Below are 20,247 nucleotides of genomic sequence, written 5' to 3' on the forward strand. Positions count from 1 at the left end.
TTACTGGTCAGCCGCGTAAATAACCGTTTGCGTGCTGTCCGCAGCCACGGACTTGAGGGTGAAGTAAGTGTCACCCTCATCCGTGAGGATCTCGTATTGAGCCTTGCTGACCACGCGGTTCGAAACGCTCACGTGCTTGATGATTTTCAGCACACGCTGAAATTTGACGCTCTGGGTGCCGTTCTGCGCGGGACCGGTCAGCACGTTGACGGTCTGGAACCAGTCCTGGTTTTTCTTGTTCGATACCAGGGTATCGGTCAACGCTTCAAAACGCTCAAGACGGGTAAACCCCCACAATGTCTGTTCGGCAACCGATTTGCCTTGTGCCGCCGAGCCGGTGAACACAAACAGATTTATGGCCGGATTGTCTTCGCAGAAAAAATCGTAAGGCACCAGCCCGTCGACCATTTTCTTACCCGCGACAAACCCCTTTTTATGCACCAGAAACATGCCCACCTCCACTCAATGGCATCACTAAAACATCAGCCTTCGCTGAGGCCAGTTTGAGGTGGAAGTCTACTGGGGCAAGGCGTACAGGGCCGTCAAGGCTATGTAATATCGTGTAAAGATCACGTTACGCCTGCCGCGGCAGGTTGATTTCGACGGTCAGGCCACCCGATGGCTGGTTGTGCGCACTGATCGTGCCACCGTGCATTTCCACAGCCCTCAAGGCGATCGCTAGGCCCAGCCCGAATCCGCTGCCGGGTTCGCTCGTACCGCGTTCAAACGGCTGAAAAATACGCTGTAGCCGCTGCTCTTCAACACCCGGCCCCTGATCAGTGATGCGTACCCGCAGACTCGTGCCCGCCAGGTTCATCTCGGCCGCCACCAGCACGACCGAGCCGGGCTGGGTATAACGCACGGCGTTGCGAATCACGTTTTCAAAGCAGCGATACAACAACTCGCCACTGACCTGACTGACAAACGGCGGGCACGCCTGCAGGACGACCCTGGATTCTTTGATGCCCGCCTCGAACTGCGCATCTTCAACGATCAGCGTCAGCAGTTCGAGGATGTCGACCGGTTCGCGCTCGATGCTGTCTGGCCGCCCCTGAACCCGGGCCAGGGTCAGCAGGGCTTCGATCAGGGTGTCCATGCGCACCGACTCGCGCTCGATGCGTTCGACCATTTCCGTACGTGCCGGGTCTTGATGCAACAGCCCGATGGCCGCTTGCATGCGGGTCAGCGGTGAGCGCAGTTCGTGGGAGATGTCGTGCAGTAAGTTCTGCTGGGCGTCGACCAGCAGTTTGAGCTGGTTGGCCATGCGGTCGCAGTCTTCGGCCAAGTCGACAATCTCGTCACGCCGCCCGCCCATCATCGGCTTGACCCGGGTGCCAAAACGGCCCTGGGCCACATCACTCATTGCCCGGCGCAGGAAGGCCAGCGGCCAGGTCAGATAAAAAGCCATGTAGCCACTGAACAGCGCGCTCATCACCGTGCCAATGATCAACGGCATCAGGCCCGGCCCTTCTCCCATGCCTGGCCCGGGCCCCGTGCCGCCGCCCTTGGGCCCACCCGGAGCGCGGGTAGATCGCAGGGACAGTTCGATGCCTTCCTTGCTGATGACCGTGCGTTCAAACACCGGGTGCAACACCGGCGAGCCAGCCAGCAACTGTTCGTTGCTGTCATACACGCCAATGGCCTGGTCATCGGGATGGCGCCAAACCGTCAGCAGTTGCATGCCCGACTCGACACCGAACTCTTCCAGCAAGTGAATTTCACTGGTGAGAATGGTGTCCAGGTGCGGATCGCCCGGCTTTGATTTGCTGACGATCACAAACGCCATGCCGACAAAAAATGTCAGCGTGGTCGCCAGCCAGAACGCCAGGAACAGTTTCCAGAACAGCCGACTCAGTTTAATCATTCAGCAATCAACAGGTAGCCGAGGCCGCGCACGCTCTGAATCCAGGCTTTGGCGTCGTCGCGTGGACCCAGCTTTTGGCGAATGCTGCTGATATGCACGTCGATGCGTCGGTCGTAGCGCGTCAGCGGGCAGCCCAAGGCATTGAGTGACAAGTCCTGCTTGCTCACCACTTGCCCGGCACTGCGAGCCAGCTCTTCAAGCAGGCTGAATTCGGTGCTGGTGACCCCCAACTCATTGCCCTGCCACAGCGCCTGGCGCCTGCCGGGCCACAGGACCAAATGCCCGGTTCTGATCACGTCGGTGGCGGGCTGATCGGTGGCGGGGTTCACCCGGCGCATGATGGCCCGCAAGCGTGCGACCAGTTCACCTGGCGAGCTGGGTTTGGGCACGTAGTCGTCAGCGCCCAGCTCAAGGCCGGTGATGCGGTCTATGTTGTCGCCACGGGCGGTGAGCAACACCACCGGTACCTGACTGTGCGCACGGATGCGCCTGAGCACTTCGATGCCCGACAGCCTTGGCAACATGACGTCCAGCACCACAATGCTGTAACGACCGGACAACGCTTCAACCTCGCCCTCCTCGCCGGTGTGCACCGCAGTTGCTGTAAAACCTTCACGCTCAAGGTACTCACTGAGCAAGGCAGTCAGCTCCTGGTCATCGTCGACGAGCAATACACGGATCATGGCGAACTCTTTAAAGGGGATCGACGCATTATCGTACTGGAATGGCGCACAGTCATCGCCCCACGCCAACCTTTACCTAACTTGACATTGGGTTAACCGCACCAAACGCCCCGAGCTTTTATGCTGGTACTCCACCAGCCTGCTTGCCTCGCGGTGCATGCCGTCTTGTTGAGTCATCTCCGCGCCCGCTTACGCTGCTTGTCGATGTGTCCTGGAAATATAGATCTTGATGAATTTTCCGCGCCTGCTCTGCTCGGTTGCACTGCTGCTCAATGCCACACTGGCACACGCCCAAGGTTTCAAAATTTCTGATATTCGAATCAACGGGTTACAGCGGGTTTCCGCTGGCAGCGTGTTCGGTGCCCTGCCCCTGAATGTCGGTGAAGAAGCGGATGACCAGCGCTTGGTCGAGTCCACACGCGCACTATTCAAAACCGGGTTTTTCCAGGACATCCAGCTGGGTCGCGATGGCGATGTGCTGATCATCACCGTGGTCGAGCGACCGTCCGTCGCCAGTATTGATATCGAAGGCAACAAGGCCATCTCCACCGACGACCTGATGAAAGGTCTCAAACAGTCGGGCCTGGCCGAAGGCGAGATCTTCCAAAAAGCCACCCTTGAAGGCGTGCGCAACGAACTATTGCGCCAGTACGTGGCCCAGGGTCGCTACTCGGCCTCGGTTGATACCGAAGTCGTTGCCCAGCCGCGTAACCGCGTGGGCCTGAAAATCAAGATCGACGAAGGTGAAGTCGCGGCGATCAAGCACATCAACGTAGTCGGCAATACTGTGTTTGACCAGGCCGAGCTGGACGACCAGTTCACCCTGAAGACCACCAATTGGCTGTCGTTTTTCAAGAACGATGACAAGTATGCCCGCGAGAAGCTGTCCGGCGACCTGGAGCGTCTACGCTCCTACTACTTGGACCGTGGCTATATCAACATGGAAATCGTCTCGACTCAGGTGTCGATCACGCCGGACAAGAAGCAGGTATTCATCACCGTCAATATTAATGAAGGTGATAAATACACCGTGCGTGACGTCGCCCTGCGCGGCGACTTGAAAGTCCCCGAGGAGCAGATCAAAGCGCTGTTACTGGTGCAAAAGGGTCAGGTGTTTTCACGCAAACTCATGACCAGCACCTCGGACCTGATCACCCGTCGCCTGGGTAACGAGGGTTATACCTTCGCCAACGTCAACGCCGTGCCAACCCCGAACAATCAAGACCACACAGTCGACATCGTATTTGTGGTCGACCCGGCCAAGCGCGCGTACGCCAACCGCATCAATTTCCGTGGCAACACCAAAACCGACGACAAGGTGCTGCGCCGTGAAATGCGGCAGATGGAAGGTGGCTGGGCGTCGACCTACCTGATTGACCAGTCCAAAGTGCGCCTTGAGCGCTTGGGTTACTTCAAGGAAGTCAACGTTGAAACACCGGCCGTGGCGGGTGTTGATGACCAGGTTGACGTGAATTACACCGTTGAAGAACAAGCTTCCGGCTCGATCACCGCCAGCGTCGGCTTTGCCCAGAGCGCCGGTTTGATCCTGGGCGGCTCGATCACCCAGAACAACTTTTTAGGCACGGGTAACTCCGCCAGCATTGGCTTGACCCGCTCCGAGTACCAGAGCAAGTACAACATCGGCTTTACCGACCCCTACTTCACCGCAGACGGGGTGAGCCTGGGTTACAACGCGTTCTACAACAAAACCGACTACAACGATTACTACGACGATGGCGTGTCGTATTACTCGATCAACAGCTACGGCGCTGGCGTCACCCTGGGTTACCCGATCAACGAAACCTCGCGCTTGAGTTTTGGCCTGACCGCGCAGCACGACACCATCGAACCCGGCACTTACAGTGCGGATGAGATCTACGACTTCATCGAGCGTGAAGGCAAGCAGTTCACCAACTTCAAGGCCAACCTGGGCTGGTCGGAATCGACCCTGAACAAAGGGATATTGGCGACTCGCGGGTACTCGCAGAACCTGAACCTGATGGTCACGGTACCGGGCAGCGACCTGAGCTTTTACAAAATCGATTACAGCGGCCAGACCTTCCTGCCACTCAGCACGTCCACCTCGCTGCGCTTTCATACCAAGCTGGGGTATGGCAACGGCTACGGTTCAACCGATGGTTTGCCGTTCTATGAAAACTACACCGCTGGTGGCGAAGGCTCGGTGCGCGGGTTTGAAAGCGGCACCCTTGGCCCACGCAACACCCCGGCCACGGGCAACTACTCGAGCATGGGGCAAGCGTACTACTCCGACCGCGACACCGAAGCGCTGGGCGGCAACATCATGCTCACCGGTGGCGTGGAATACCTGTTTCCGATGCCGTTTATCAAAGACAACAAATCGCTGCGCACCTCCTTGTTCTGGGATGTCGGCAGCGTGTATTCGGACAAGTGCTACCTGACCACGACAACCGGTTGCGACGGCGTTGACCTGAGCCAGATGGCCAGTTCGGTAGGGGTTGGCGTGACGTGGTACAGCCCGATGGGGCCATTGAGCGTCAACCTGGCATTCCCGGTTCGCAAGCCTTCGGATGCCGAGACCCAAGTGTTCCAGTTCTCGCTGGGGCAGACGTTCTAAAATGCCTGCCTTGTGCAGCGTAATACGCTCAAACATCTACAGCATCACCCCCTGTGGGAGCGGGCTTGCCCGCGATGGTAGCGACGCGGTTTAACAGTAAAACCGCATCGCTTGCATCGCTGGCAAGCCAGGCTCCCACAGGTTTCTGAAACAGCGTTGGCTCCCTACAGAAGAATGCTCGCCAGCCTCTTGTATATGGGGAGTTTTGTTCAATACGCGTGCGGTGCAAACCCGCAATCTGCAGGCTCACTCACCAGAAGGAGCCCAGCAATGAGCGTATTGATTTCTATGGCCGCATTCGCCCTGGCGGCCTCTATTTCACCGGGGCCGGTGAATATCGTGGCGTTGAGCAGCGGCAGGCAGTTCGGGCTGGGCCCCAGCCTGAATCACGTTCTCGGCGCCACTGTGGGGTTTGTGGTGCTGCTGTTGTTCACCGGTTTCGGCCTGCATGAGGTGTTGAAACAGTGGCCGCTGCTGACTGATTTGATTCGCTGGGGCGGGATGGCTTTTTTGCTGTATCTGGCCTGGAAGCTGGCCGCCGATAACGGGCGAATCGATGTCGATGGCGCGACAACCCTGCAACCGTCTTTCATCAATGGCGCGATCATGCAGTGGCTTAACCCTAAAGCCTGGCTGGCAGCAGTTGCGGGCATGGGGGCGTTCGTGGCCAGCGGTGAAGCCTCACTGATCTGGTCGTTCGCGCTGATCTACTTTGTGGCCTGTTATGTGTCGGTGGCCTGCTGGGCCTATGCCGGGGCTTTTCTGAACCGCTATCTGCACAACCCGTCACGCATTCGCCTGTTCAACCGCTGCATGGCCGTCATGCTCTCAGGGTGCGCGGTCTCGTTACTGTGGTTTTAAGCCTTGTATTGACCGGGCGTGGCCGCAAGATGCTTTTTGAACACGCGCTGCAAATGGGCCTGGTCGGAAAAGCCGCTTTGCTGTGCGATGGCAGCGATGGTTGCGCCGTCACGCAGTTGCGTCTGGGCGTACTGAACCCGCCGGTTAGTCAGATAGGCATGGGGCGTCATGTGGTAGCGCTGTTCAAACGCACGAATCAGGTAGGCCTCTGACAAGCTGGCGGCTGCGCACATGTCTTCAAGGCGAATCGAACGCATGAAATGTGCATCGATATACTCAGCAACACGCTCCACTCGCACATTGGCAGCCTTGGGGGTCGACATCGAGCGGCCCAGCGACTGTTGCACCATCGAGAAAAAACCAACAGCCGCTTGATGCTTGGCCAGAACGTCTTGATCCGGATCGGTCAGTTGCTCATACAAGTCGATCACGCCATTAAACAGTTCAGGCGACTGCGTATGAGTGGCCGCTATGGGCTGAAACCCCTGCTGCTCGCCCCGCTCGCCGTCGTGCTGAATACCCGCCAGCCAGTGCGGGTCGACATACAGCATCAAGTACGACCATGGTTGATCGTCAATGGGATTGCAGGCATGCACTGCGCCCGGGTTCATCAAGACCACGGTGCCGACACTGATTGCCTGCCGGGTTTTCTCGTGCAGGTACAGGCACCGCCCGGAGGTGATGGCGCCAATAGAGAATATTTCATGCGAGTGCCGGGAGTAATGAACCTTGCGGCCATCGCCGATTGAGCGTGCCTCAATGAAAGGCAACTGTGCGTCCCGCCAGAATCTGGGGGTTACGCACGTAACATCGCTGAGCATGGTCTTTACCTGATCGCTAACCTGGCGCTGCACGAAATGCATCTGCGCGCTGAAACATTTCGTACAGTCTAGCCACAATACTGCACACCCGCAGGCACCGATTTACAGAAACCAGCGATATTCCCGCGCGCTGATGTCCTGCATGAAGGCCAGATGGTCCTGACGCTTGTTTTCGCAATAAACGTCCACAAATTCCGCCCCCAAACCTGCACGCAGTGACGGCTGATGCTGCATCACACGTACCGCCTCAAGCAGGTCGAGCGGGAAGTCGATGCCGCTGTTGCGGTCTTCGTTGAGCGGCGGGATCGGTTCTTTAGCAGTTTCAAGCCCATGCTCAAGCCCGATCAGAATCGCCGCCAGCACCAGATACGGGTTGGCATCGGCCCCTGCCAGACGGTACTCAACCCGCAGGTTTTTGGCGTCCGATTCCGGAATCCGCAAGCAGGCGTCGCGGTCTTCAAACCCCCAGCTCGCGCGGGTGGCGATATTGGTGGTGCCGCCCAGACGGCGAAAGGCGTTGTGGTTCGGGGCGAAGATCGGCATGCACGCCGGCAACAGCTCAAGACAGCCCGCAATGGCATGGCGCAGCGGTTGTTGCTGATTGGCCGCGAGCAGGTTGTTGCCTGCCGCGTCGTACAGGCTGACGTGCACATGCATGCCACTGCCCGGCTGCTGCAAGTAGGGTTTGGCCATAAAGCTGGCCCGATAGCCGTGTTTCAAGGCAACGCCCCGGGTGCTGCGACAGAACAGCGCCGACCAGTCTGCGGCACGCAAACCGTCATCCAGGTGGCCAAAATTGATTTCGAACTGACCCGGCCCCAGCTCGGCGGTGATCACTGTCGCATCAATGCCCTGAGCCTGCGCCGCCTCAACCATCTCATTGAGCACCGGCGCAAAACGTGACAGGCGCTCGATATGCATGTTGGGCTGGTCATCGGCATCGTCGCTCAGCTGATCCCGCGGGAACTGCGGCAAGCCATCGCGCAGTTGCCTGTCGAACAGATAAAACTCCAGTTCAAACGCCACCACCGGGTGAATGCCTTTGCGCGCTAGCCGGTTCAGCACGTGCGCCAGCACTTCACGCGGCTCAAATTCGATGGGTTTTTCAGTGCCGTCCGAGGTGATCAACATCTGCCCCAGCGGCTGCCCTTCCCACGTCACCGGCTTGAGCGTGCCCGGCACCAGACGCCGCACAGCATCCGGGTCGCCATCGTTAAAGCAATAATCACCGATTTTGAACAGCCCGCCCTGCACGCCCAACAGCACACAGTTTTGCGGCAATTTAAGGACGCTGCCGGACGCGACTTTTTCCAGCATGTCGACGGGGTAACGCTTGCCGTAGAAATGCCCCGCAATGTCCAGGGAGATCAGGTCGACATACCGCACATCAGGGTGGCGCTGGCGAAAGGCACGCACTTCAGCCAGCAGATCAGAGCAGGCAGCATCCATCATTGTTCATCCTTAATCAGGTGTAGACCCAAAGCACTCGCGCGAGATGCTCGGTCAGATTGGCGTAACGGCACAGGGTGTGGCTGTCGAACTGAAAACTGTCGCCGGCACGCAAGGTCACCGGCTCATCGTCATCGCCCAGCCATAAGGTCAATTCGCCTTCGAGCACATACCCGCCCTGCTCAGAGCTGTCGAGCATGTGCCGCTCGCCGCTGGTGGCACCCGCCTCCAGCACACTTTCGAGCATGGAAAACGAAGCCCTGATCTTTGGCGAAACGAGAATGTCGGTAATGCCGTTGGCCAGGTACAAGGTGCGGCGTTCGTCCGGGCGGGTGACCCACGACAATTGCTTAGGCTTGGGCATGTTGTAGAAATAGGTGGTTGGCACGTCCAGCGTTTCGCTGATGGCTGTCAGATCGGCCACCGTGGGCCGTGACAAACCGCGCTCAACTTGCGACAGAAAACCCACCGAGCGGCCAATTTTATCGGCCAGTTCCTTCAGGGTGATTTTCTTGTGCTTGCGCAGGTCGTGGATAAGGATCGCTAACGCGGCGATTTCTTCTTCTTTGTTCACGCGCTGAATCCGTTAAATAACCCACAGGTGAGTTTGAACATTTAGATCGCCATGAAATTTAATACATTTAATTTCATGAAAAAATACGCGGTAAATTTCACGACTGCAAGGTCATTTATTCACGGGCCAGCCGGATTCAAGGCCAAAAGGCGTTCGACATCCCCTTAAATGGCAGTAAGCGGCTGTTTTTACGTGATTTTTTTCGTTGAGGGGTTCCCAGATGGAGAAAATGTTGATAAATTCTCGCGCACTCTTACAGCAGACCTTAAAAACCTCGCAGTAAGCAGCGTCACACAGAGTGCCAAGCACTCTCGCAACAGATACAGGGGCGTCGCCAAGCGGTAAGGCAGCAGGTTTTGATCCTGCCATGCGTTGGTTCAAATCCAGCCGCCCCTGCCATTTTCAAGATTCAAATCCGCGTTATTCAGCCGCCAGGCGCTTTACGAATAACGACTCTCTCCTTTTTCACTAAGCCTTCTGATAACGCTCTGCCGCGTGTGCCTGCCGTAGTTCCCCAAGCAGCCCCTGACGCGCGCCCTCAAGAGCATCCCAGCGTGCCGCGTCATGCAATGGCGGAATAGTCACCTGCTCACGGCGGTCAAAGCCGACCAACGCCGCATCGACCAATTCGCCTACGTCCATCACCTCGCTCAGCGTATTGATATCAATGCCCGCTCGCTCCCAGATCTCAGTGCGGGTGGCCGCAGGCAGCACCGCCTGAATATAAACCCCCTTGGCAGCCAACTCTTGGTTCAAGCCTTGGGACAGGAACTGCACAAACGCCTTGGTTGCCCCATAGACCGTCATGCCGAACTCAGGCGCCAAACCGACGACCGACCCAATATTGACGATCGCACCTTCGCCAGCTTTTACCAGCCGTGGGGCAATTGCACTGGCCAGTCGCGCCAATGCAGTGGTGTTAAGGGTGATCAGGCTTGTGATGCTCTCAGGCGTCTGCTCAAGAATACCGCCTGACTGAGCCGCCCCTGCATTGTTGATGAGGATGCCGATGCTGGCGTCATCACGCAGGCGCGCCTCAACAGCAGCCACATCAGCCGATTGAGTGAGGTCAGCCTGCAACACGTCCACCGCCACCCCGTATTGCTTGTGCAGATGGGTTGCCAGGGTTTCCAGGCGCGCCTTGTCGCGAGCAACCACTACCAGATTGTGGCCACGGCGGGCGAAACGCTCGGCGTAGGTAGCGCCAATACCGCTGGAAGCACCGGTAATTAAAACAGTCGAATGAGTGGTCATAGGGTTCTCGCTAAAAAGAAAATCAAACAATGTGTCGACCCAGGCCGCCTTTATGGGCGGCCGCTTGAACCCGCGCCTTTACCTGCGCGATTACGGGTCAGCGGCGCATGCACCATTCGATTGGCAAGCGCGAGAGATCCAAGGGCATAGGGCTCAAACAAAGTCTTGTGGGTCACGGCAGTCATCCTTTAAGAAAGTGGCGAGCCGTTATGATGATGACCACAATCTAAATCGTCAAGCGCTTTGATGATGACCGTCATCCATGTATATTGCGCGCCTGACACTGCACACCATTGAAGAGGTATTTAGCGATGAGGGTTACCAAAGCACAGGCACAGGCGAATCGAGCGCACATCGTTGAAACCGCATCGGTGCTGTTTCGTGAACGTGGCTATGACGGCGTAGGTATCGCGGATCTGATGGCCGCCGCAGGGTTTACCCATGGCGGGTTCTACAAGCATTTCGCCTCAAAAGCCGACCTGATGGCCGAAGCCGCCACCTGCGGGCTGACGCAGAGCCTGGACGAATACGCAGGGCAGGATATTGTCCAATTTTTCGACATGTACCTCTCACGCGAGCACCGTGATACGCGAGGCACAGGCTGCACATTGGCGGCTCTTTGCGCAGATGCAGCGCGTCAACCTGAAGCGATCAAGGCCGCCTTTGCACACGGAATCGAAGGCATGCTGGCTGGCGTAGAGCGCTCTGGCAAAACACTGGTTGACGTAGACCCACAGACGCGCCGAGCCAAGATGCTCGACGCGCTGGCCCATGCCGTCGGCGCTGTAGTGCTATCACGCGCCTGCCCGGATGACTCGCCCTTGGCGGACGAAATCCTCGATGCCTGTCGCACAGAAGTCCTCGCGCCGTTGCTACCGAAGGCTGAGGGTTAAAGAATCCTGCAGGCGCTGCCTTAGGCAGATCCTTGACAGTGCTCGACCGTTATCGCAGGCCTACTTGCCCCACTCAATCACTTCACTGTAAGGCGTTTGAATATCGCGCTCGGGAATCTCCCAGATCACTAACTTGGCAGGGGTCTGCTTGAAGGCTGGGTTGTTGAAGTAGTTATTCGCACCACCGGAAAACTCTCCGCCATCCTTGGAGAAATCTCCTACTGGGGCGCTAAGCGCTTGCTGTAAGAAGCCGAGGAAATTGGAGTTACGCGAAAACGAAGTGCCAATCAGCGCAACGTTAGGCAAGTTGCTATCACCGAACAGGTCATCAAGGCTTTCTACACCGCTCTGAGCGTCAACTTTCTTCTCACCTATCTGGCTCGCCGCCACGGTTTCCGAGGCCGGTTGCGAGGTCACTGGCAACCAATCGAGGCCTGCCAAACGCACCAGATCCCCCGGGCGTCGTGCCGGGCTTTGCACACTCACCTCAAATTCCTTGTGCGGCGTGGCGCTGATGCCCATCGCCTGCACGTGCTGCGCGATTGCCTTGGCAGCCGCCGACGAGCCGATTTCGCTCCAGTGGGTGTCGGTGCGCAAGAACGCTTCGGCCCCCAACGGTTGCAGCACCGGTGCGAGGTCAATCGCCTTGACGCCCGCTTTGTTCAACGCGTCGACCCACGCCACGGCGCGGTTTTGCAATTGCGCCGGGCGACGCAGATCGCACAGTTGCGCACTGGCAATGCGGCTTTTATCCGGCACCACAGCCACCAGCAACGCAATGCCGCGCTTGGCCAAACGTTGCTGAATATCGAGTATCGCTGCTGCCTTGGCGTCCGCATTGTCTTGCGCGTGACGGTTGATGCGCATTTCGTCGGTCAAAAATAACCAGCCATCACATCCCGGACGCACCCGAGCACCAGTGTCGTGAAACGTCAGCCAGCTCGCTGCGCGCTCCAGGTCGGCAGCGCGTTCGGGCACGGCCGCCATCGACAATTGCTTGGCAATTTTGTGGGTTACTTCGCCATGCAGCACCGCGTCACGCGTCAGATTGGGCGGCAACAGTTCAACCTTGCCGCTGAGCAACAGCCAGACAACCGAGGCAAAGCTCACCAGCATAAACGCGGCAAAAACCCAGCCGGACAGCTTGCTGATTCGGGCAGTGAATTCACTCGGCATGGCCGGTTTTGGGGATGAGTCAGGCATAGGCTCGGCCATCAGAACTGGAAGTACAGGAAAGGCACCGCTTCACGGCTCGCGATCAACGCGAACGAAAGCAGAAAACCCGCCACCGGCCACACGGCCGCTATCGGTGCATACAGAACGGAGCCGCCGAAGCATTGTTCGTAACGACTCTTGAACGCTGGCGCGATGATGCAGGCGATACCGAGCAATGCTGCCAGGCCATGCGCCGAACGCAACGTCACCGCCAGCGCATCACCCAAAGCGAAGCCATGCAGCCCGAACTGCCCCGCGTACATGTTCAGCGCCGAATGGAAGTCCGGCGCGCGGAACAGGGTCCAGGCCATAAACACAAACAACAGAGTCAGAGTATGCGCCAGCACGGGTGGAATGCTCGGCAAGGTCGAGCGCGACCACAAACGGTCGACGCACAACGCGATGCCATGGGCCGAACCCCACAACAGGTAGTTCCAGCTATCACCGCCATGCCACAGACCCGCAATAGCCATGGTCAAAAACAGGTTGCGATAGGTGTTCCAGGCGCCTTTGCGGTTGCCGCCAAGGGCGATGTACAAGTAGTCACGCAACCAACTGGACAGCGACAAATGCCAGCGGCGCCAGAAATCCTGAATACTGCGAGCCAGATAAGGCTGGTTGAAGTTTTCCGGGAAGTGAAAGCCCAGCATCAAGCCCAGGCCGATGGCCATGGCGCTGTAACCAGCAAAGTCGAAAAACAGTTGCAGCGAATACGCCAGGCAACCGATCCAAGCGTCGACAAAGGACGGATTGTCCAAGTGAAACGCCACGTCCACCAGCGGCGACAGGGTGTCGGCCACCAACACTTTCATGCACATGCCGATCATGAAACGGCGCGCGCCGAGGGAGAAGTTCTGCCAGTCGAAGTAACGCTTGGTCAGCTCACGACGCACCCAGTCATAACGAATGATCGGACCGGCAATCGAGTGGCCGAACATCGAGATGTAGGTGGCGTAATTGATGAAGCTACGCTCCACCGGCACGGTATGCCGGTGGACGTCCACCAGATAGGAAATCGCCTGCAACACAATAAACGACAACCCGGCTGGCAACGCGACGCGTTGCCACTCCAGCGGCATGGCACCGGGATAAGTAATCCACTCAATCCAGGTGGCAGCCAGGATGTTGGCGTATTTGTACCAGCACAGCACCGCTGTGTTGAACACAATCAGTGCAATCAACAGCCGCACGCGCCCCTTGGAGTCCTCCCGCGAGCGGTCAATCAACAGCCCGCCGACCCATGCCACCACCGTCAACGCCATATGCAGCGCGAGAAACATCGGGTTCAGCCAGCCGTAAAACAACCAGCTGCCGATCAACAAAATGACGTTACGCCACTGCGGCTTGCCCAATGCATAGATGAGCAAGAAAGCAGGCAGGAATAACGTCAGAAACTCGAGAGAGGCGAAGACCATGGCGGCGGTAGAATCCGATCAGTGAGATAGAGTGTCCGTTGCATGCAACAACCGCGGCCCGTTGGCAGAAGGCACCAACATCACGCTGTAACGCTCGTTCGCCTTGAGTTCACCCAAATCCACTGGAGCGCCGACATTGGCATTTGCACACACCAGTTGCACCGACAATGTCACCGGATTGATCAAACGGCGCTGGGCGGTGTTGACCGGTACAGACTTGAACAACTCAGCGTTACGGCCCGCAGCAAGCAGCCCTGCATCGGCACACGACGCATCGACGTTAAAAAACGCCAGCGACGCCTTTAAAGCGTTGAAGTCAGTGTCGGGCTCACGCACCACCGCCTGTTGAATACCTGCGCCATCCGGCACAGCAAACACCGTCACAAACTCACTGGGCTCAATTTTCAGGTCGATGGGCAACTTATGCTCACCACTGACCAGCGTGCCCTTGATCGATTTGCTGGAATCCACGGGAAACAACAGCGACACCGGCTCTGCCGTTTCCAGAAGCAGTGGTGCTTGCCCAGGCTGAGCAATCACCTCCAGTGGCGCTGGGCTGGCGTTGACGAAGCGAATAAACGCCGCGTCTTCAGCAGGGCCTGTGGCGTACAGCGCAGGGGCAGCAGTTGCGAAGGCACTGCATGCCAAAACGGGAAGGGCCATTAACACCGAAAAGTGTTTGTTCATTTTTTCAGACCCTTGACCGCAGGCGTGTCCAGCAAAGCCTTGTCGATAGCGTCACCCCAGAGTTTGTAGCCGGGCGCGGTCATGTGTTGGCCGTCGACCGTTGCCCACTCTTTTTGCCCCTGCTTCGAAAAGTTCAATGAGTTGATGTAATCGCAGGGTGCGACGTTAGCCGCCAGAAAATTTGACACCTGCAGGACCCGCTCCGGAGTCTTTTTGTATCGATTGCCCTCAGAGCCCCAGTTCGGCCCCACCCAGACGCAACGCGTGCCAGTCGCCCCAATCGCTTTGGCCAGGCCAGTGGTCTGCTGCCAGGCCCAGTTTTTAGGGAATTGCGGCTTGTCGTAACCTGCCATCGTATCGCCCAGCACAACCAGTACCAGATCCGGCTTGTCGGCAGCGATCAAGTCACTGATGGGTGTGGTATAGGTCTTGTCACTCAACACCACAACCTTGCCAGCGTCTTTGCGCTCGGCCGCCCCGCACTCCCCCGCTTTGGAGGCTTTGAGCCAATCACCCGCATTAGAGCCGCAAATCCCCAGGGTGTGTACTTTGGCCCCGCGGGCCACGAGGTCTTCATGCAACGAGGTAATCAAATATCCAGGCGTCGCCAGGTGGCTGTCGCCAATCATCAAAATCGTCATGCCTGCCAAAAGAAGAGGTCCTGCCACGGTGTAGCTCCTGCGTTTTAATTCGAATAAGGGGAAAGGTACGGATTGACCGGCATTGGCATGCGCCCGGTGAAGTCTTCAAGCGTGTAACGCAGGTATAAACCTCCCGTCCACTGCTTGTAATCCTGGGCGTTGTCCATCCCGAAGCTGCCGCCCAGAATCATGTTGCTGCCCAGGCGATACTCGGCCGCCGCGCCAAGATTGTAGCCAATGCCTGTCTTGTTCTGGCTTGAATACTGGGTCAGCAACGAAGAGCCCGCAGTGGCATAACCCACTGCTGCCTGTTCCAGCGCCGTCTGCATGGCGCTGTCGTTAGCGAAGTACGGCGTTGAATCCTGTTCGATGTGTTGCAGACCGACCGAGCCGCGCAAGGTGTAGCTCAAGCGGTCAGTACGCTGCGACCAACTGACGGGCACCCCGATGGAGAAGTAGTTCTGCGGGCTGAAGTAGCCGCCGCTGCCGTAGGTGTAAACGCCCTGATTGTTGTCGTATTTCATGGCCGTGGCGCCCAGACCCGCAGTCAACTGCCGCGTGTCGTCTTTGGCCAAGTACCAATAGATTCCGGCGCCGCCTTCGGCACGGGTGTTGTCTTTAACGTTGTTGCCCAGCAGCTTGTACAAACCGCCATAGCCATACGCGCCGTACTCACCGTTGTCATAGCCCACCTGCACGCGCGCGCCATTGGCAGTCACGCCACCCCATTTAAGCCCGCTGCGAGCATCTTCGGCACCGGCAAAGGACACCAGACTGTCGTTGACCGCCCGACGTGACAGCGTCACGCCGTAGCGGAACAGGCTGTCTTCGCTGAACGCGCGATCAATGCTCACGCCACCCACTGCGGTGTTGTACAAAAAGCCCAGCGGGGTCACACCGATGTCAGCCTTGAGGCCTTCAGAGGGCATTTCATAACCCACCGCCACACCGACGCCGGTGTCTTTTTGACGACCTGTCGAGCCGTTGACTCCACTGGCCGCCGCCAGCTCGGCAGTGGTCGGATCGGTTCCGGCCAAGACCGTTTGTACGGCCGCTATTTGTGCAGCGTTAGGGCCACCAAAGCGGGTTTTAGCGTCGTCGCCCACGCTGCCGGCATTCAATGACACCGGCGTGACGCGCAAGGCAACGCGGTCATCGCCCACCGGCAGGCTGATCTCCAGAGGTGCCTCAACGTCGGTCATTTTGCTCAAGCCCGATTCGCTGTCATTGCTGCGAATGGCTACGCCCTGGGTAATACGCGGGCTACGCTCTTGCTTGATCTCGCTCAAAGCGGTTTGCATCGCCTGACGCGCATCTTCCTGCGGATCACTCGGCGGGGTTGGCGCTACACGGCGAGTATCAAGGTACTCATCCTCCAGCGGCGGGATCGCATACCGCCCTTGACTGGCACCCGGTGCTGGCGCAATGCGCGCCGGGTTGCCCGGATTGGCCGCGTAAAGACGCGGGGCGGGCTCGATCACATCATCCGCTGCTGCAAGCTGTGCCTGCGCGGGCTCTGGAATCTGCGACGAGCCCTGAGACAAGCGCGACTGACGACGCTGACCAGCAGCCCCGACAAATGGGTTGGCAGACGCCGTGCTCGCGAACGGATTGGTATCTGGCTTATTGACCGGTGCCTGCAATGCCAGCGCACGGGTGTACAGGTCCTGAGCCTTGGCACTCTTGCCCTGGGCACGGAAGATACCGGCCGCACTGGCAAGAATTGACGCGTCGTTAGGCGCCAGTTCCAACGCTTTATCCGCCGCGTCAGCAGCCCCGCTCTTATCACCCGCTTTGCTCAAGGCCTGAGCCATGCCGATTTGCAATTGCGGGTCATTGGGCGCGTTTCGAAGCAAGGGTTTGTAAAGTGCGATGGCTTTGGCAATGTCACCATTGGCCAGGTACATACGGGCCAGAGCACCGTTGGCCAACGGGTCATTTGGCCGCTGGGCCAAGGCCGGGGCCAAGGTGTCGTAGGCAGCAACCAAGTCGCCCTTCTCGCGCAATACGTCAGCCTGACGCACGGTGTACAAGAACAGCACTTCGTCGTAGGTACGTTGATCAGCAGTGCTCAAAGGCTGGCTCTGCAATTCGTGCAGGAGCTGGTTGACCTGCGCATCGTCACCCGTTTTGAGCAGTAAACCGGCGTAAGCCAGACGCAACGACATCGGCGGGTTGCTGCTTTGCGCAATCGCGTTACGCAACATCGACAGCGCGTGATCAGGGTAACCGGCATCCACGTAAGCCGACGCCAGCATGCCCATGGATTGAGGCCTGCCATTGGCAGCCAGCTCGGCACGACGCAGCAACGTCAGCGCCTGGGCGCGGTCGCCCTGCTTGGCCAGCACCGAGGCCTGACTCACCAGCGCCTGCACCTGGGCTTCGTTGGCCAATTGCTGCATGGGGGCCGTTCGCTGACTGAAAGGTATGCGATCCAGAGTGCTTTGCGCGGCAGACCACTCACCCAACTGACTCGAAAGCAAGGCATTGGCGTACAACGCCTCAGCGCTTTGCGGGTTCACCTTGAGCAGATCAGCCATGGTTTGCCGAGCTTTGTCCGGCGTCTTGGCTTGCAGGTAATAAAGCGCCAGGTCGTAGTTTGTCCAGACGTTGCCCGGGTCATTGCGCACGGCCTCTTGCTGAGCCGCAATCGCGCCCTTGAGGTCGCCACTGCGAGCAGCATTTTTGGCCTTGCCAACGGCCACTGCCGCTTTCAACGGACGCAGATCACCCAGACGCGCCTGTTGAGCGGGTGTCATGCGATCGACCATCTGCATCGCCTGACTGGCCTGACCGTTTTGCGACATTACGGTGATCAGCCCCAACAAGGCGTCAGGATTGTCGTTGTCCAGATTCAGGGCCTGGCGATAGCTGGTTTCGGCGTTGTTCAGCTGATTTTGCTCTGCCTGGATCCCGCCAAGGGCGATGTAGCCTTCAGGCTGCCGCGGTTTGCTGGCAATGGCTTGCTGCAACAGATTGCGCGCACGCGGCAGGTCTTGACTGGCTTGCGCCTTCTCGGCCTGACTGAGCAGGCTCCAGTAGCGGTTGCTGTCGAGTGCCGTTTGCCAGCGCTTATCTGGACCGCGAGAGGCCGCACGGGTCAGCAATTCATTGGCATCGCTCAAGCGTCCTTGGCGCTGGCGCACCAGACCCAGGCCCCCCAGCGCATCCGGGTCTTGCGACTGTTCTTTCAGACGCGCCTGAAACGCTTGCTCAGCGACGTTCAACTGATTGTTTTGCAGCGCCTTGAACCCGCGCGCCAGGTTTGGGTTCATGTTGGCAGCCGTGCCCGCCGTGGCACGGCGTTGCATTTGTGCACGAATTTCAGCGTCGTTCGGATTGGCCTTGAGATAAGCCTCAAACAATGGAATATCCGAGGGTCGCGGCGTACCCAGCCAAACCAGACCCTGACGCCAGCTCTCGTTCGCTTCTCCACTCACTTCAGGCAGGGTGGACAGTTGCGCAAGACGCCTCAAACCTTCAGGACGAGTGCCTTCATTGCGAATCAGCAACTTGGCCAGCACCAGCTTGGCCTGAACGTTGTTCGGGTTCTGTTGCAGCAAACGCTCCAACCCCTGTCGCGCTTCATTGGCGCCGCCGGGGGTGTAGCTCAGGTAGTTGTAGAACTCCAGGGCCAGCTCGCCTTGCGGCGCCTTGCCTGCAAACGCCTGCCGATACAGCGCTACCGATTTGTCCAGATCGCCACTGCGGGCCTGTGTGCGCGCCTGGTCCAGCAGGTCCGGGTTATTACCGGCCTGCAACGCAATGGCTTGCTCCAGTTGCAACGTCAGCGGATCGCTCGGATGAGACTGCTTCATCTGCGCCAAGTAAGTGCTTGCACCCGCAGGCCGTTTCGCCTTGAGTTCAAGCAAACCCAAGCCATAGAGCGCATCGACTTGTTGCGGATCAATCAGCAACAGCTTTTTCCAGACCTCTGCGGCCCGAGCCGGGTCATTCTGAGTCTGCCAATATTTACCCTGTTGCAGCAGCGCCTTGCCCGCATCATCCAATGCGGCAAAACTGCTGCTGCTAATCAAGGCAGCAAATATCCCAAAAGCTATTGCGTGAGGGCGCGCTGGCATTTCATCTCCCACATCGGTTGCAACTTCCCGTCATCAAGGAAGTGGTAGCGGTTATCCATATAGCCCAGCGAAAACAGGCTCAGTACAAAAAAGTAATACGGCGGCTGCGCAATCTTGACCGCTTCAGGCGTCAGGGTTTGCGCCATCAGTTGCTCGACCCGCAAGGCTTCTTGCTGTTGCTGTTTCGTTTTGCCCAAGGCGTTGAAGTACGGGAGCAGCGCAGCGGAAAAACCAAACGGCCCTACCCCGCTACGCTCACCACTCACGACCTGAACTTTTTCCGGTGGTACGCCATCTTCGATGGTGGCTTGCAGCATGCCGCCCAGGTTGTCGAGCATAGGTTTACGCAGGCGGTCGCGGGCAGGCATCAAACCGACCCACATATAGGTGCGGATCGCGTCGTAACTGCCCAGGTCGCCCTTGGTCGGATCAACAATAAATTCGCCGGTTTTAGGCCCGGTAGCCCGATAAGTGACCCAATCCGCAACAAAACCGTTGTGAGAAACGGCTTTGATCAAAGTCGCGGTATTTTTCGCTATCTGCGCCCACGGCCCTTTGGGATCGACTTCAGCAAAACGCCGCAGTATCGGGATCGGCATGTAACTGGGGTTGAGTTGCCATTGATCTGGCGTGGTCAGGTCCGGCTTGATAAAGCCAAACTTGCCCGGCATCAGCATCTTGCCTAAACCCGGCAACGTGGCGACTTCCTGCTCCGCGACATTGCGCAGAAGATGCCGCCCCGCCTCTATGTAGTCGGGGCGATGCCACAGACGCCCGGCTTCAAGTAACGCGTAGGCAAACCACAAGTCGCCATCAGACGCCGAGTTGCTGTCCAGCAAGACCCACTCGCCTTTCTCGTCCAACCCCCAGAACCAGCCGGGCAAGTGCGTCTTGATGTCACCTTGCGCCAAGTTGTTCTCGCTCCAGCGCCAGAGTTTTTCGAAGGTCTCGCGGTCGTTGGCCACCAACGCAAAAAACATCGCGTACGACTGCCCCTCTGAAGAACTGTGACGCTGTGGCGTGCTGGCATCCATGACACGGCCGTCCGGCTGCACAAAGTGCTCGACAAAGGTCTGCCATAGCGGCCAGGGCGAGGCGTTGCAACTGTCGGCGCGTGCTGTTACCGGCAACAGCCAGCTCAACAGCAACGCCAACAGCGCGAGCCCTTGCAAGCGGATAGGCACACCCTTCACACGCGTCATCAAAGGCACG

At 58.2% G+C, this 20,247-nt stretch carries 16 protein-coding genes, 1 tRNA gene and 1 pseudogene; 4 read left to right on the forward strand and 14 right to left on the reverse strand.

Features of this window, described 5'->3' with window-relative positions:
- The 3 genes from RHM56_RS15665 to RHM56_RS15675 all read right to left on the reverse strand — a co-directional run bounded on the left by RHM56_RS15665 (position 1) and on the right by RHM56_RS15675 (position 2,547).
- Positions 1-450: a hypothetical protein gene (locus RHM56_RS15665; protein ID WP_322233650.1), complete on the reverse strand. Its 450-nt coding sequence runs from the start codon at positions 448-450 to the stop codon at positions 1-3.
- 124 nt (positions 451-574) lie between these two features.
- Complete coding sequence (locus RHM56_RS15670) at positions 575-1,864, reverse strand: HAMP domain-containing sensor histidine kinase (RefSeq protein WP_322233652.1); 1,290 nt, start codon at positions 1,862-1,864, stop codon at positions 575-577.
- Positions 1,861-2,547 carry a response regulator transcription factor gene (locus RHM56_RS15675; protein WP_322233655.1) on the reverse strand — a complete coding sequence of 229 codons (687 nt, stop codon included), beginning with the start codon at positions 2,545-2,547 and terminating at the stop codon, positions 1,861-1,863. The genes RHM56_RS15670 and RHM56_RS15675 overlap by 4 nt, the downstream gene beginning before the upstream one ends.
- Positions 2,548-2,776: 229 nt before the next feature.
- Between RHM56_RS15675 and bamA the strand changes: the two genes are divergently transcribed.
- Both bamA and RHM56_RS15685 read left to right on the forward strand, forming a co-directional pair.
- A complete protein-coding gene (bamA, locus tag RHM56_RS15680; protein WP_322233657.1) occupies positions 2,777-5,143 on the forward strand; it encodes an outer membrane protein assembly factor BamA in 2,367 nt (788 codons plus the stop codon).
- Positions 5,144-5,413: 270 nt separating this feature from the next.
- Positions 5,414-6,004, forward strand: coding sequence for a LysE family translocator (locus RHM56_RS15685; protein ID WP_322233659.1), 591 nt, complete (start codon positions 5,414-5,416; stop codon positions 6,002-6,004).
- On the opposite strand, the gene RHM56_RS15690 is transcribed toward RHM56_RS15685, so the two are convergent.
- From RHM56_RS15690 to RHM56_RS15700, 3 genes are all read right to left on the reverse strand, one after another.
- A complete protein-coding gene (locus RHM56_RS15690; RefSeq protein WP_322233661.1) occupies positions 6,001-6,825 on the reverse strand; it encodes an AraC family transcriptional regulator in 825 nt (274 codons plus the stop codon). The two genes, RHM56_RS15685 and RHM56_RS15690, sit on opposite strands and share 4 nt — an antisense overlap.
- A 102-nt stretch (positions 6,826-6,927) precedes the next feature.
- The gene (locus RHM56_RS15695; protein ID WP_322241789.1) at positions 6,928-8,274 is read right to left on the reverse strand and encodes a glutamine synthetase family protein; all 1,347 of its coding nucleotides are present in this window, start codon (positions 8,272-8,274) and stop codon (positions 6,928-6,930) included.
- Between the two features lie 16 nt (positions 8,275-8,290).
- Positions 8,291-8,848 carry a helix-turn-helix domain-containing protein gene (locus RHM56_RS15700; RefSeq protein WP_322233664.1) on the reverse strand — a complete coding sequence of 186 codons (558 nt, stop codon included), beginning with the start codon at positions 8,846-8,848 and terminating at the stop codon, positions 8,291-8,293.
- Between the two features lie 324 nt (positions 8,849-9,172).
- On the opposite strand from RHM56_RS15700, the gene RHM56_RS15705 reads away from it, so the two are divergent.
- A tRNA-Gln gene (locus tag RHM56_RS15705) sits at positions 9,173-9,247 on the forward strand.
- 69 nt (positions 9,248-9,316) lie between these two features.
- On the opposite strand, the gene RHM56_RS15710 is transcribed toward RHM56_RS15705, so the two are convergent.
- Both RHM56_RS15710 and RHM56_RS15715 read right to left on the reverse strand, forming a co-directional pair.
- Positions 9,317-10,102 (reverse strand): SDR family oxidoreductase, encoded by a 786-nt coding sequence (locus RHM56_RS15710; protein ID WP_322233665.1) that lies wholly within the window; start codon positions 10,100-10,102, stop codon positions 9,317-9,319.
- A gap of 74 nt (positions 10,103-10,176) precedes the next feature.
- A pseudogene (locus tag RHM56_RS15715) lies at positions 10,177-10,278 on the reverse strand (morphinone reductase); the annotation flags it as partial.
- Between the two features lie 135 nt (positions 10,279-10,413).
- Between RHM56_RS15715 and RHM56_RS15720 the strand changes: the two are divergent.
- Positions 10,414-10,995 carry a TetR/AcrR family transcriptional regulator gene (locus RHM56_RS15720; RefSeq protein WP_322233668.1) on the forward strand — a complete coding sequence of 194 codons (582 nt, stop codon included), beginning with the start codon at positions 10,414-10,416 and terminating at the stop codon, positions 10,993-10,995.
- A gap of 60 nt (positions 10,996-11,055) precedes the next feature.
- Here RHM56_RS15720 and RHM56_RS15725 read toward each other — a convergent pair whose 3' ends face one another.
- The 6 genes from RHM56_RS15725 to bcsZ are packed head-to-tail and all read right to left on the reverse strand — an operon-like array spanning position 11,056 to position 20,237.
- Positions 11,056-12,198 carry an alginate O-acetyltransferase AlgX-related protein gene (locus RHM56_RS15725; RefSeq protein WP_322233669.1) on the reverse strand — a complete coding sequence of 381 codons (1,143 nt, stop codon included), beginning with the start codon at positions 12,196-12,198 and terminating at the stop codon, positions 11,056-11,058.
- 11 nt (positions 12,199-12,209) lie between these two features.
- Positions 12,210-13,625 (reverse strand): MBOAT family O-acyltransferase, encoded by a 1,416-nt coding sequence (locus tag RHM56_RS15730; protein ID WP_322233671.1) that lies wholly within the window; start codon positions 13,623-13,625, stop codon positions 12,210-12,212.
- Positions 13,626-13,643: 18 nt separating this feature from the next.
- Positions 13,644-14,312, reverse strand: coding sequence for a cell division protein FtsQ (locus RHM56_RS15735; RefSeq protein ID WP_416194859.1), 669 nt, complete (start codon positions 14,310-14,312; stop codon positions 13,644-13,646).
- Positions 14,309-14,941, reverse strand: coding sequence for an SGNH/GDSL hydrolase family protein (locus tag RHM56_RS15740; protein ID WP_322241791.1), 633 nt, complete (start codon positions 14,939-14,941; stop codon positions 14,309-14,311). The genes RHM56_RS15735 and RHM56_RS15740 overlap by 4 nt, the downstream gene beginning before the upstream one ends.
- A gap of 56 nt (positions 14,942-14,997) precedes the next feature.
- Positions 14,998-18,990: a cellulose synthase subunit BcsC-related outer membrane protein gene (locus RHM56_RS15745; RefSeq protein ID WP_322233673.1), complete on the reverse strand. Its 3,993-nt coding sequence runs from the start codon at positions 18,988-18,990 to the stop codon at positions 14,998-15,000.
- Between the two features lie 20 nt (positions 18,991-19,010).
- A complete protein-coding gene (bcsZ, locus tag RHM56_RS15750; RefSeq protein ID WP_322241792.1) occupies positions 19,011-20,237 on the reverse strand; it encodes a cellulose synthase complex periplasmic endoglucanase BcsZ in 1,227 nt (408 codons plus the stop codon).
- Between the last annotated feature and the right edge of the window lie 10 nt (positions 20,238-20,247).

The sequence above is a fragment of the Pseudomonas sp. CCC3.1 genome, from assembly GCF_034347405.1.
Taxonomy (GTDB): Bacteria; Pseudomonadota; Gammaproteobacteria; order Pseudomonadales; family Pseudomonadaceae; genus Aquipseudomonas.

Coding starts and splice junctions, on each gene's coding strand:
- RHM56_RS15665 (WP_322233650.1), bottom strand. CDS start 450: ATGTTTCTGGTGCATAAAAAGGGGTTTGTCGCGGGTAAGAAAATGGTC.
- RHM56_RS15670 (WP_322233652.1), bottom strand. CDS start 1,864: ATGATTAAACTGAGTCGGCTGTTCTGGAAACTGTTCCTGGCGTTCTGG.
- RHM56_RS15675 (WP_322233655.1), bottom strand. CDS start 2,547: ATGATCCGTGTATTGCTCGTCGACGATGACCAGGAGCTGACTGCCTTG.
- bamA (WP_322233657.1), top strand. CDS start 2,777: ATGAATTTTCCGCGCCTGCTCTGCTCGGTTGCACTGCTGCTCAATGCC.
- RHM56_RS15685 (WP_322233659.1), top strand. CDS start 5,414: ATGAGCGTATTGATTTCTATGGCCGCATTCGCCCTGGCGGCCTCTATT.
- RHM56_RS15690 (WP_322233661.1), bottom strand. CDS start 6,825: ATGCTCAGCGATGTTACGTGCGTAACCCCCAGATTCTGGCGGGACGCA.
- RHM56_RS15695 (WP_322241789.1), bottom strand. CDS start 8,274: ATGGATGCTGCCTGCTCTGATCTGCTGGCTGAAGTGCGTGCCTTTCGC.
- RHM56_RS15710 (WP_322233665.1), bottom strand. CDS start 10,102: ATGACCACTCATTCGACTGTTTTAATTACCGGTGCTTCCAGCGGTATT.
- RHM56_RS15720 (WP_322233668.1), top strand. CDS start 10,414: ATGAGGGTTACCAAAGCACAGGCACAGGCGAATCGAGCGCACATCGTT.
- RHM56_RS15725 (WP_322233669.1), bottom strand. CDS start 12,198: ATGCCTGACTCATCCCCAAAACCGGCCATGCCGAGTGAATTCACTGCC.
- RHM56_RS15730 (WP_322233671.1), bottom strand. CDS start 13,625: ATGGTCTTCGCCTCTCTCGAGTTTCTGACGTTATTCCTGCCTGCTTTC.
- RHM56_RS15735 (WP_416194859.1), bottom strand. CDS start 14,312: ATGAACAAACACTTTTCGGTGTTAATGGCCCTTCCCGTTTTGGCATGC.
- RHM56_RS15740 (WP_322241791.1), bottom strand. CDS start 14,941: ATGATTGGCGACAGCCACCTGGCGACGCCTGGATATTTGATTACCTCG.
- bcsZ (WP_322241792.1), bottom strand. CDS start 20,237: ATGACGCGTGTGAAGGGTGTGCCTATCCGCTTGCAAGGGCTCGCGCTG.